Source organism: Fibrobacter sp. (assembly GCA_012523595.1).
Classification (GTDB): Bacteria; Fibrobacterota; Chitinivibrionia; order Chitinivibrionales; family Chitinispirillaceae; genus JAAYIG01.
The window spans coordinates 1-11,787 of record JAAYIG010000108.1 but is presented as its reverse complement, the minus strand read 5'-3'; the positions used below and the strand labels follow the sequence as shown (position 1 = coordinate 11,787).

General features: G+C 44.9%; 9 protein-coding genes and 1 pseudogene. 4 read left to right on the top strand and 6 right to left on the bottom strand.

Annotated elements, in window-relative coordinates; translation table 11 throughout:
• The coding region (locus GX089_07630; protein ID NLP02347.1) for a hypothetical protein at nucleotides 1–521 on the bottom strand (521 nt) is incomplete at its 3' end.
• 221 nt (nucleotides 522–742) lie between these two features.
• Complete coding sequence (locus GX089_07625) at nucleotides 743–880, bottom strand: hypothetical protein (protein ID NLP02346.1); 138 nt, start codon at nucleotides 878–880, stop codon at nucleotides 743–745.
• A 298-nt stretch (nucleotides 881–1,178) separates the two neighbouring features.
• On the opposite strand from GX089_07625, the gene GX089_07620 reads away from it, so the two are divergent.
• The gene (locus GX089_07620; protein NLP02345.1) at nucleotides 1,179–2,819 is read left to right on the top strand and encodes a hypothetical protein; all 1,641 of its coding nucleotides are present in this window, start codon (nucleotides 1,179–1,181) and stop codon (nucleotides 2,817–2,819) included.
• 246 nt (nucleotides 2,820–3,065) lie between these two features.
• Here GX089_07620 and GX089_07615 read toward each other — a convergent pair whose 3' ends face one another.
• Nucleotides 3,066–4,001, bottom strand: coding sequence for a hypothetical protein (locus GX089_07615; GenBank protein NLP02344.1), 936 nt, complete (start codon nucleotides 3,999–4,001; stop codon nucleotides 3,066–3,068).
• 162 nt (nucleotides 4,002–4,163) lie between these two features.
• Here GX089_07615 and GX089_07610 point away from each other — a divergent pair, with 162 nt between their 5' ends.
• Both GX089_07610 and GX089_07605 read left to right on the top strand, forming a co-directional pair.
• Nucleotides 4,164–5,708 (top strand): sugar ABC transporter ATP-binding protein, encoded by a 1,545-nt coding sequence (locus GX089_07610; protein NLP02343.1) that lies wholly within the window; start codon nucleotides 4,164–4,166, stop codon nucleotides 5,706–5,708.
• A 5-nt stretch (nucleotides 5,709–5,713) separates the two neighbouring features.
• Nucleotides 5,714–6,862, top strand: a complete 1,149-nt coding sequence (locus GX089_07605) for a sugar ABC transporter permease (GenBank protein ID NLP02342.1) — start codon at nucleotides 5,714–5,716, stop codon at nucleotides 6,860–6,862.
• 103 nt (nucleotides 6,863–6,965) lie between these two features.
• Here the strand turns inward: GX089_07605 and GX089_07600 are convergent.
• From GX089_07600 to GX089_07590, 3 genes and pseudogenes are all read right to left on the bottom strand, one after another.
• Nucleotides 6,966–7,213, bottom strand: a pseudogene (locus tag GX089_07600) (endo-1,4-beta-xylanase).
• Nucleotides 7,214–7,525: 312 nt separating this feature from the next.
• Nucleotides 7,526–8,125, bottom strand: a complete 600-nt coding sequence (locus GX089_07595; protein NLP02341.1) for a hypothetical protein — start codon at nucleotides 8,123–8,125, stop codon at nucleotides 7,526–7,528.
• 964 nt (nucleotides 8,126–9,089) lie between these two features.
• Entirely contained in the window at nucleotides 9,090–9,689 is a 600-nt protein-coding gene (locus GX089_07590; GenBank protein ID NLP02340.1) for a hypothetical protein, read from the bottom strand.
• Between the two features lie 297 nt (nucleotides 9,690–9,986).
• Here GX089_07590 and GX089_07585 point away from each other — a divergent pair, with 297 nt between their 5' ends.
• Nucleotides 9,987–11,570 (top strand): hypothetical protein, encoded by a 1,584-nt coding sequence (locus GX089_07585; GenBank protein ID NLP02339.1) that lies wholly within the window; start codon nucleotides 9,987–9,989, stop codon nucleotides 11,568–11,570.
• The last annotated feature ends 217 nt before the right edge of the window (nucleotides 11,571–11,787 follow it).

The following is an 11,787-nucleotide window of genomic DNA, read 5'->3' as shown; positions in this document are numbered from 1 at the left end:
TGGTAGATCATGACCTCTTCCACTTTTCCTCCCTTGACCCTTGTCCAGAGAGTATCACACTCAGAATCAGTTTTAAAAATCTTTACCTGACTTACAGCATAAGTGGGCCCTACCCCCTCCATTGCCAAATACCCCCCATCACTGGTTTGAATCACACTCTGCAGAGTGGCATTTTCATAACCTGTAATGGTTTTGGACCATAGAAGATTAAGGTCCTTGTCAAGACGTGTTATTTTGTTGGCGTCCGCCACTACAAAACCATCATTATATGCCGGCTTTATACTATTTATCCTGGAAAAACCCTCAATTGTCTTAACTGCCTCTCCTGTGGAAACATCGACAGCAACAATCTTAGTTGTATCCGCACAGAGAATCCGGTTACCGGATGCCTCAATCATGTATTGAGGTACTATTCCTAAATCTTTCAGCGGTCTGGCCCATTTGACAGGCGGAAGGGTTTGGGAGGCAATACAGAGTGAGAAAATGATGAAGATAGAAAAGCCGGCGATCTTAGTTTTCATCTTAGCACCTCCATACATATTCATATATAGAAAGGATATCAGCATTATGGCAACAGTGCAATCAGGGAATGGATATATCTGAATACAAAAGAATACAAATTCGGTATGTGGGTTCCGGAGTACAAGAATTGAATTTATCGTGCTCTGCGAAACGGTGATCGTAATCGTAAAGTGCAAATTATTGCATTAAGAGAGATAAGGTGGGGAAGTCTGAGAGCTTCTCAGAATAGGAATAAGGTTTGGGGCGGTTGCGGGATGCTTTCTGCCCTTTCTGTTGGGCAGGCATCATCTTCCGGCTCGTCGTTCCTCCTAGGTATGTCGTTTGTATCGCGGAAGAAGACTTCCGCTTTTTTGAGCATACTGCACCTGAGGACAGGTGCACATCCAGTCCTGCCGAGCGTACCACAAAGCTTCATCAGGTGAAACAGACATATTATTCCTTTAACATTCCATATTTTCCATTTACTGGCATTGTTCAACTATTAATTATTTTTTTACTAAACAACGACAAAGCCCTCTACTGCTAATATCCTGTATTATTTTCCTGAAATACGGTATTTTTTGCAAAATTTGTAACCACTTTCATCTTGTTTTCCCTTATATTATAAATTATCTACTAAACAACAGTCCCATCAAAAACTATCAGGGGTGGATAGTATGTTAAAGAAAAGTGCTGCAATTATCACTCTGTTCTCTACCGTTCTCTTTGTTTCTGCAGGTGATCTGAATGATACCCAGCTTGCGGTTTTGCAGAAACAGTTAACTGAAGCCCTCAAAAAAAGTATCACTATAGAGCAGGCGCAGGAGCGGCTGAGACAGCTTGATCTCTATCAGAAAGAAAACCCGGTTCGTCCCTTCAAACGCGGTATTCAAAATCGTGTGCCCAGACTTCCAATGGCGCTCTCAAAAACAAGCGCATCTGCAATAGAGCGAGTGCTTATTATCGCCAATAAAACACTCTACGAAAACTCAACTGCCAGAGAGAAAATTGACCGCTACATCCAGGATATCAGGGCTGCGCATAACTGTGAGGTTATTCTGGAGACAATGGAGGGCGGGACTCCTCCTCAGATAAAGGGCGTAATAAAGGGATATTACAACGATGGTGGTCTGGATGGTGTTATCCAGATTGGAAAAATTCCTGAGGCATGGTATGAATCGGATAACGATCCGACTACCGGAAGGTACGATAAATTCACCTGTGACCTGTATTATATGGATCTTGACGGGGAGTGGACCGATATTGATAACAACGGGTTATTTGACGGGCACACCAGAGGAAGCGGCACTCTGGGAATCGAAATCTTCTACGGACGAATTGACTGCACCACCATGGGGAACTATGGTACAGAGGTAAAGCTGCTTACAGAGTACATGGACAAGCTTCACAACTACTATATGGGCAATGTTCCTCTTAACAAAGCTGCGCTGGGATATCTTGACTACGACTGGCGTACGTCGAGAAATTATCTCAATGAGATCTACCCCGGTTCAGACCAGAATGAGCTGATCCGGTGGACTGAAAACAATCCCCCGGTTAACAAATCCGATTATCTTAACAACCGTCTGCAGAAGAACTACTCCGCACTCCAGATGTGGTGTCATGCATCATACAATGTCCATGCTCATCATACCGGCGGCAACTCATCAATTGCAGATATCATGAATACCAACCCCAAACCGGTTGCTTACTTTCACGATGGATGTCATGTGTCTGATTTTGCCGCCGGACGAGGGAGAGCGTTTCTCGGGGGAGCTTATGTGTTCAACAAGAGTCCTACAGCGCTAATGTGCATGAGCGGGAGCAGAAGCGGGCAATGGCTTGGCCTGATGGCAAGGAAGATGTTCCAGGAGCTGGCAAAGAACACCTGTGTTGGCCAGGCGTTTAAAATCTGGTTCTCCGAATATCAGAACACAAGCGAGGAGCGTGACAAGCAGAACTTTATAGGATGGAATTATGGTTACAATATATTTGGCGATCCGATGATCACTTTAGTAGAGCAGGTGCCGGTCAGTATAGTCCAGAAAGCCGAATCCGCACTGCAATCCGGCAGGTTGTATTGTTCTGTAAACAATGGCACCATTGACATTTCATATATGATTCGGGACAAATCACCGGTTACAATCGACATTTTCGATATCAGCGGCAAGCTGATTCACGGAATTCACAAAGGGGTACATAACAGCGGTATCGGGAAGACAAGTGTATCTTCAGAGATTTTTCCTGCGGGATCGTATATTGTTGTGCTGAAAAGCAGGGCAGGTAAAGTATCAGAGAGGGTGTTTATAAGGGATTAGGGAGAGCTTCTGCGTCCTTCGCGTCCTCTGTGGTTTATTTCTTTATGGTTTTAAGGTGCCTTTAAAACGGGATTCACGCTTTCGCTGGAATGAGCCATGGTAGTAAAAGGTGCTTGTAAAGATCAATTGCTGAATCCGTCATGCCTGAGAAAACAGGCATCCGGAGTCCATTTCAGGACTGGATTCCCCCTTTCGGGGGAATGATGGAAGGAGTTTTGCATTCGTAAACAATTGTCACCTAATGATTCATTTCACCTCAAAAAGCAACTGCATCGCATCATTCTCCGCGATTTTCGACATAAAAGCCTTGAACTGATCCAGTTGGGAAACTGGAACCGGAGAATAGAATTTAAACGACGCGTTACGGGTGATGGAGATTACGGAGTTATCAAAAGCAAATTCAAGATGATAACTGCCCCAGGGGGACTCCAGATGAACCGGTGTGGGCTTGACAAGCATTCTCCAGTTCTTCGGAATTTTGATAGTCTTCTCCTCACAGAAATTACCAATACCGTAAGCGGATTGAGACATATCAATTGGGAATGATCGCTTCTCCTCAACCGGGAAATCCCTCGAGCCCACATCATCGACAAAGCGGATCGCCATGCTGATTGTACTCCCGTTTCTCATCGCCGCGTTCTTTGCCGTAAATCCATAGAAATACCTGAGGGTATCGCTCGATGTTGATAAATCATCAAACTTCAGAGAATCCAGCGTCATCTGTGTATAATCCTCAGCAACCGCACTGTGCATCTTCTGACGCTGTTCATCAGCGGAGATATAACGGTACAGACGGCGGATCCCCGCGGCTTTGACACCGGTGCGAAGAGTCGATGTCTGCACCCTGAGAGTAAGAGATGTGTCAACCTCCGATACGGTAATTCTCTTTACATAACGGTTATCAGAGGAATCCAGCGGCAAAGTAATAAGATTTCTCGTGGAATCATCGACAATGAGTGCTACCGCCCCCTGGTCCATCTCCGGAAGATAGCCGAAATTCAGACAGTCATCCGTACAGTCCATATAATACTGCCTGTCATCGATTTTAAAGGCAACGATACAATGGTTGAAATCAGGGCTGGTCGGGACATTTGTGATACCGTTGCGCATCTCTGTGTTGACAAGCACAAGCCGGGCCCTGATTCCGGCTGCCTCAAGAAGATACCTGGCCAGTGATGACATGTCTTTGCAGTCACCCTGTCCCGGTGACAAAGGATAACATGGAAGAAACGGTTATAAGTGACGGGTTTCACGCAAGAGAGGTCGTGTTTAAATAAGCTGTTCATGCCCGCAGAAAGCGGGCATGATTAACATGAAATTACAGTCAAAAGAGATACAGGAATCATGCCGCTTCTTTCTCTGCAGAATGTCACAATCGAGTTTCCCGGTGTACGGGCACTGGACAATGTATCGGTAGACTTTGAAGAGGGAGAGATTCATGCTCTGGTTGGAGAAAATGGAGCAGGTAAATCTACTCTGATAAAGGTTATAGCAGGAGTATGGCCCTGCAGTCTTTACACGGGGCGTATGTTGATTGACGGTAAAGAGGCCAGGTTTCATTCGGTCCGCGACAGCGATGCAGCTTCGATTCAGGTAATATACCAGGAGCTCTCTCTTGCAAACAACCTGACTGTTGCTGAGAACATTTTTCTGGGTCACGAGCCGCGAATCCACGGGCTTATCGATTTTGTAACAATGCACAAGAAATCCGGAGAGCTCCTGGAGATGCTCGGATCTTCCATTAGCCCCGGTGCAATTGCATCGGATCTCACTATCGGGCAGCAGCAGATGGTTGAAATCGCAAAAGCGCTCTCCAGAAAAGCCCGCCTGCTTATCTTCGATGAACCCACCGCAGCTCTTCCTGAGCACGATGTGGAGAAGCTCTTTACAATAATCAGATCTCTCAAAAGCAAAGGGATAGCCATAGTTTACATCTCCCACAAGCTGAACGAGATAAGGGAACTGGCAGACAGGGTAACTGTTCTCAGAAACGGAAAAGCAGTCAACCGTTATACCAGTGATTCCCTCGATATGAGTGCAGTTGTGAAAGACATGATCGGGCGTACTCTTGACAAAGTATTTCCTGCTCACGCGAAGCATTCTGATCAGGTCATCCTGAAACTGGATAACATCACCCTTGTAAGCAATGAAAAAAAGATTATTGATTCGCTCTCTCTTGAATGCAGACAAGGGGAAGTTCTGGGAATTGCCGGTTTACTTGGTGCCGGCCGTACAGCTCTGTTCAGTCTTATCTATGGTGTATTCAGCGGTCATTACACGGGAAAATTGACTTTCGACGGAAAAGAGTACTGCCCGGCCAGTCCCGCAGACGCGATTGCAAGGGGGATTGTGCTTGTTACAGAGGACCGCAAACGATACGGCCTGGTCGCGACAGCCAGCGTGCAGGAGAATATGACCCTTTCCGCTCTGGAAAGGTTTACCAGTAAAGGTATGATAAACGGTCCTGATGCTCTCAGTGAGTGTCGCAGTTATGTAAACCGCCTCCGTATCAAGACTCCATCACTTGATTTCAATGTCTCAAACCTCTCAGGAGGCAATCAGCAGAAAGTCATACTTTCAAGATTTCTCATGGTCAATCCCAAGCTTATTCTTCTTGACGATCCCACCAGAGGAGTCGATGTCGGTTCAAAGCAGGAAATCTATGCCCTGATCCATCAATTGGCATCGGAGGGAATAAGCATTCTTTTTGTTTCATCGGAACTGCCTGAAGTTATCGGGGTTTCCCACCGTATCATTGTGCTGCAGGGCGGGCGTAACAGAGGCGAGTTCGAACATGGCCGGGTTACCGAGGAAGAGGTAATGGGGATAGCCACTGGTGTGGGGACAATTGAATCTCATAATCGGGAATATAGCAAACAGGAAGGGTAGTATCGATGAAGGAAAAACTGCTTGAATTGTGGAAAGCTACAAACAAACGTGTTGTATTCATGCTTTTTCTCCTGGCACTTATTCTGATTGTTTTCAACATCCTCTCCGGCGGCTACATCCTAAGAGCAGAGAATCTGGCAAATCTGTTCCGACAGGTTACTGTTGTGGCAATTCTTTCTGTTGGAATGACACTGGTGATAGTGTCCGGGAATATCGACCTCTCTGTGGGGTCTGCACTTGGAATGTTCGGAGCGCTGACTGCGGCTCTTATAGCTCATATGGATATGAATCCACTTGCAGCCATTTTCCTGGTGCTTGTTCTGGGCTTTCTCACAGGGTGTTTGCATGGAGCGCTGATCCACTATTTAAATATTCCCGCTTTTGTAGTCACTCTCGGCGGACTGATCGCCTACAGAGGAGTTACCCAGTATATTGCCCGTCAATCGATTCCGGTGCGGGTGTCATGGATAAAATCAATCGCTCAGGATTTCACTCCCGATTACGTGAGTTTTTCACTTATGGCAGTTGTCATCGCCGCGCCGGTTGCCTTGACTGCTGTAAAACGGTTACGGCTGAAAAAGGCGGATCTTCCGGCTCCTGTGCCATTGTGGGTTGAAGTACTCAAAGTGACTATCCTGGCGGCGGCTATCACAGGTATAGTTATTACACTGGTAAGCGGTGATGGTATCCCTGTTCAGGCTTTGATTCTTCTGGTTGCTGCTGTGCTTGTAAGTCTGATAGCCCGTTACACCCCTTTTGGACACTATGTTTATGCTATCGGGGGTAACAAGCAGGCGGCCCTTTACTCCGGCATTTCGATTCCCCGCAACACAATTCTGGTATTTGGTCTGATGACCATGCTTTCGGCGGTTTGCGGAATAATAACCATTTCCGAACTGAGTTCCGCGGCTCCTGATATCGGTGATTTAAAGGAGCTGGAGGCTATAGCAGCCTGTGTGATAGGAGGAACCAGCCTGATGGGCGGAAGCGGTTCTGTGGGTATGTCGATACTTGGCGCCTTTATAATGGCCTCCATTAAGAATGGCATGTCGATGATGGGGATAGTTGCACAGATGCAGAAGATTATACTGGGATCGGTTCTGGTTCTGGCTGTAGCGCTTGATCAGTGGTCAAGGAGGGGAAAGGGGCGCTGAAGACAGACTGGATTCCTGATTTCTCAGGAATGACCATAGAGGTGAGGGTGTGCTTGTGAGGAAGCGAATTACCTTAAGGAGTCACTCTGTAAATAAAAAACAATTATCTGCCGCTTATTAAAAAATCTGCCTGTGAAAGGTTATTCATCCAGGTGGGATACTGGCTGCCCCATACCAGGGTATGAAATTCCCAAGGAATATTGTTCTGCTCAGCGAAATTCTTGATACGATCCCCTGAAGTCCAGTTCATCTGATTACGGTTACCCTCAACGACTGCCATTTATGCTCATTATCACCGGTAATCTGGTTCCAACACTTCAAAAAGTCACTACGGACCTGCCCATTGCCCAGAAACTTATTGGCACCTGCTGCCGGCGGGTGGGCAGGAGTACAATGATACCAGAAGCAGACTTAAAAGTACTAAGAGATGTTTTTAATCATACGACCCGGTCCTTTCGTTAATGCCTACTAATATGAGAGTTTTTCTAAAACATCTCTGTTTTCCTGTTTTTTTCTGTACACAGATTATGCACACTGACGCAGAACAAACAGGGGATCGAAACACAAGCATTTTCTGAGTTGAGCGAAGGGAAAAATCAAAGAAGCTTCTGGAGGGAGAGATACTGCCTGCGAGAAAGGCCACAGGCAGATCGAAATTGCAGACTACATCAGGCTTTCGCTGCTACTGCTGAGATTATCAGTAATCTTTTTTACAAGTCTTTGGACATTTCCCAGGTTCTCTGAAGCACCCAGAACATTGCCTTCCTGAAATTCTGAAGCGGCACGGGTCAATGCGCTTTCCGCCGCGCTAAGATCCTCTTTCATCTTGGCAATCACCTTTTTTTCTTTAGAACGGGAAGCCCTTTTAATATCCGCAGCAGCTTCTTTTAACATCCCCTTTGCCAATTCGAGGTTTTCCCGGACCTGGTTTGTAATCGCTTCTTTAGCCGCAGGAGCTTCATTTTTTATCTCGATTGCAAGATCTGTTGCGTTTTTCAGGTACTGTTTGGCTCTTTTGTAATTCCGGGATAGAAAAAATGCGCTGTTCTGAAGCGCAAGTTCAGCCTCTGCTGCTTCCATCGCTTTCTGTACATTTCTGAAATTGTTAGTCATGAATTTATCTGCACCTGCATCCTGAGCTGCCTTGACCGCAGCTTTTGCGGCAGCAAGTTCCTCATCCGGCGCTTTGGCACATCCTGAGAGAGAAAAAAGGATCCACATTGCGGCGAAAAGCAGAATCACCTGATGGCGAAAAAGGCACATGTCAACCTCCTGTGAAGGTTTGGGTTAGATTTACATTTAACACGGTGTTAAATGAACCGAGTAAGCCACAGAAACAATATAGTTCTTTGCAGAAAGGGGAAAAAATGACCTTTTTGGAAGAGGTTGTGGCTTAAGTCATACTTTCACCCCAGGTGAATTTATGAATTAATGGGGAAAGTCACCATTTCACCTCAGAGATGAAACAGGGACAGGGAGGGGACGTGATTGTGTTTTTAGGAACTTTCGTAACCTCGGAGAGCCGTGCCTGTGAAAACAGGCATCCAGGATTTCATTCTTTTACCCCGGAGATGACATAGTGATTATGCGCTGTATCAGGGCCCAAAGTCAACTCTGAGATGGTTTAAGCAGATTGTGGATTTCAAACAGATAGGTAAAGGTATAATCTTTGGAAAAAAATTAAAAAGATAGTCCATCCCTTGCGATTTCATTTTTTCACCCCAGAGGTAACTTAGTGACTCAGGTGGTTTATTTAACGAGTTAAATTACAGCTTCACTTCAGAGTAATATTTTGCATTTATTGTAGCTTGTAACCTCGGAGAGCCGTGCCTGTGAAAACAGGCATCCAGGATTTCATTCTTTTACCCCGGAGATGACATAGTGACTTAGCGCTGTTTCAAGGCACCGAGTCAACTCTGAGATGACTTAAGCAGATTGTGGATTCCCACCAGACAGTTAAAGTTTATAATCTTTGGGGAAGTAAAAAGATAGTCCGTCCCTTGCGATTTCATCCCGGGGGTAACTTAGTGACTCAGTTTATAGTTGTTTAACGACTTAAGTCTGGGTTTCACTACAGAGGTAAATATTATACACACCCCATTGGCAAGACTTGAATGTAAATCCCTTTTAATTCACCACACACTGCAATCTAATAATAAAGCCCCTGGGTCATCCCAGAGGCTACTATAAAATTAAAGAAACAGCACCTGTGAGCTGTTTCTGTATATTACATCGGTTCGTCTTTGGGCGGTTTGAGTGTGTCTGTAATCTTTTTTATATAACTCTGAACTGTGGCAAGATGTTCAGATGCACCCAGGACATTGCCAGCTTCATATTCAGCTTTTGCACGAACTGCGGCACTGTCAGCAGCGCTGAGATCAGACTTCAGTTCTGCAATGAGATTTTTATCCTTCGAACGGGAAGCCTTCTTGATGTCATTAGCTGTCTCTTTCAGCATACCATCAACTAATCCCAGGTTCTCCTTAACCTGCGCTATTGTGGCTTCTCTTGCTTTGGGAGCTTCATTCTTTATCTCTGTAGCTACCTCGGTTATTTTCACCAGATTCTGGGTTACTATTTTGTATTTCCTGTTGAGAATAAACTTGCTTTTCTGCAAGGCAATTTCCCCTTCTGCATTTTCCAGAGCCTTTTTCATGTTCTGAAAATTCTTTGCCATATATTTATCCGCCTCAACGTCCTGAGCTGCTTTTAATGCAGCCTTTGCTGCAGCCAGTTCCGCAGTAGGCTCTTTGGAACATCCGGAAAATGAAAAGAGAATCGACACACCGGCAACAAAAAGGGTCACCTGACGGCGAAAAGAACGCATACCATGCCTCCTGTGAGCAAAAAAGGTTATGATTTCATAAGTCAACTAGGAAAAACCCGCCAGACTGTAAAAACAATATAGTTCTTTGCAATGAGGGTATAAAAGTCCAAAGGAGTCCAGGCCCGTCCCGTCTCTCTGTTGAGTATATCCTCAACAAAAAACAGCCTTTAAAACTCATTATTCAATGGCACCGAAAAGTTTATGCTTATATTAAATGTCATAAGAAAGTTTCTTTACGACTATTCCTGAGAGCAGCATTGATACACGGTTATCTTTCAGAACAGGAGAGATACTTAAATGAAGAAATCAGTTTTGTCAGCGATTCTTCTAAGTCTGGCAATTTCAGTTCCAGCTCAAAAGACAGTATATATCCCAAGTTTCATAACTCGTGAAGGCATAAATCTCAACGATCCTTCCAGCAAATGGAGCTATTCCCGGAGCAAAGAAAGCGAAAACATCGTTGTATTCTGGGAACCAGGGTTTGGCAATGATCCATCAAGTGCCAGCGGCAGTTATCGTGTAAACATGACAAACCTTCTGGAGGTGGCTGAAAAGAGCTATACGTTTTATCTGGATTCTCTGGGCTTTGCTGTAAGGGGTTCTTCTGTTCTAGATCGATACAAATTGATGATATTCTTATTATACAGCACAGAATGGGCTGCATACGGCTCAGGGCAGGATGACAAGGTCGGATCATTGCATGTAAATCCGGCAGCAGCCAATATCTCAACTGTTGTAGCACATGAGATCGGGCATTGCTTCCAGTATATAACCGGCTGCGACACTGATGGAGGTTACCGGTACGGTTTTGGTCCAAATACATCTGGAGGAAATGGATTCTGGGAACAGTGCGCTAACTGGATGTCTTTCAAAGTTTATCCGCAGCAGCAGTTCAGATCAGGAGATTTCAACGAATACATAAAAAATAACCATCTTCATATCATTCACGAAAGTCCCCGCTATGCCAATTATTTCCTTCCGGATTACTGGACATTTAAACACGACAAGAAATTCATGGGGACACTCTGGAGAGAATCCCGTTCCCCGGAAGATCCTGTGGAAACTTATAAAAGGCTTAACTCTTTGACTCAGGAAGAGTTCAACGATGAAATGTATGAGCACGCATCACGCTTGACAACCTGGGATCTTCCGGACCTGAAATCTTACGGTGCAAATTATATCGACAGCAGACCTCAGGTTAAAATGAATCTCACTTCAGATAAATTCTGGCTGATCGATCCCTCTGTATGCATAGAAAATTATGGTTACAACAGTATTAAGCTTAATGCCCCTTCACAGGCTAAAGACGTATCAGTTCAGTTTCAGGGAAAAGCAGGCGCCAGCGGTTTCAGGTCTTTAAACATCAATAAAGGCGGCTGGCGATTTGGATTTGTAGCTCTTCTGAATAACGGGACAAGAGTATACAGCGAAATGGGAAGAGCTAAGGTGGAAAACGGCATCAATCCTGAGCAAACACTTACATTCAGTGTTCCTGCCGGGTGTTCGAAATTGTGGTTTGTGGTTTCCGGCTCTCCACAGGAGCACTGGAGACATGCTTGGGACGACAATAATTCCAATGATGAGCATTGGCCATATCAGGTTAAATTTACAAATACCAACCTGTTGGGACAGACAGATGTGGAAATGTATGTATCTGCAGGAAAAAATATCTCACAGAGGCATCAGGTTGTCTCCTGCAGGACAGTTAGTCTTCCGGAAAAAACACATTGGCGGATAACAGATTTAGCCGGGAAACAGATCGGATCCGGTTATGGTAACTCTATAGATATCAGCCGTTTTTCAAACGGAAGCTATGTACTGGGTTATTCCGGCAAGTTTTATAAACTGATCAAGAATCCATTATCAGCGATGAATCATTGAGAGGATCAGAGGGAGATTTTTTAATTGCATTGAGCATATCAAAGGGGGAGACAATTGGAAAGCTCCTCTGATCCTCGGATTCACAAATTTCCCCAGAGTTCCTAAGTTAAAAATCAAGACTTTTTTAGTTTTTTTGATGTCATCTTAAGGCTCTACAGAGACAATACTAATCTTTTCCTCTGCCTGTGTTGTTAGGCAGAGGGAAGGACAACTTCCC